Here is an 844-nt window from a genome sequence, read left to right on the forward strand (position 1 = left end):
GGGCCGCCACCCGCTTCGGCCTGCTCACCAACCAGGCCACCACATCGGCGTAGCGACCGGGGAGGTTGCCGCGTGCCTTGAGTTTGCCGCCCACGAAGAACATGGCCAGGTTGGTGAGCAGGCCGAAGCGGGTGGCGGCCCAGCCCAGGCGGCGGTAGATGCTTTTGGTTTTCGGCGCCACGTTGGGCACTTTCACGGTGAAGAAACCGCGGGTTACGCCGCGCACCAGGCTCATCACGAAGCCCAGCAAGAACTGGATCATCCAGCCGGTCAGGTTTTTGCGGAAGGCGCTCACATCATTGTCTTCCACCGCCTGCACCACGTTGTAGGCGTAGGGGTGGCAGCGGGTGGCGCCCTGACCAAAGATCATCAGGGTGCGGGTCATGATGTTGGCGCCTTCCACGGTGACGCTCACCGGGGCGGAATTATAGAGGCGACCCATGGTGTTGTTGGGGCCTTGCATGACGCCGTAACCCGCGGTCACGTCCATGGCATCGGTGCCGGTGTCGCGGCCCATTTCGGTGGAGTAGGCCTTCATGATGGCGGAGGTCACTGGCGGCTGGATGCCTTTATCCACGGCGGAACAACCAAACACGCGGGCGGCATCAAAGGCATAGGTCATGCCCGCGGCCTTGCCGATTTTGTGCTCCACCCCTTCCATGCGCCCCACCGGGATGCCGAATTGCTGGCGCACCATGGAATAGGCGCCGGCGATCATGGCGCCGTGGCGAATGCCGCAGATGCCGGTGGCGGGCAGGGACACCATGCGTCCGCCGGCCAGGGCTTCCATCAGCATCTTCCAGCCCATGCCGGTGTATTCCACGCCGCCCAGCACGTTGCTGGC

At 64.5% G+C, this 844-nt stretch carries 1 protein-coding gene; it reads right to left on the minus strand.

What is annotated here, in order from left to right; all coding sequences use genetic code 11:
* Positions 1–844 (minus strand): acyl-CoA dehydrogenase domain-containing protein (locus tag A3754_RS03555; protein ID WP_156496749.1); only part of this gene is annotated, 844 nt, incomplete at both ends.

Source organism: Alcanivorax sp. HI0083 (genome assembly GCF_001635175.1).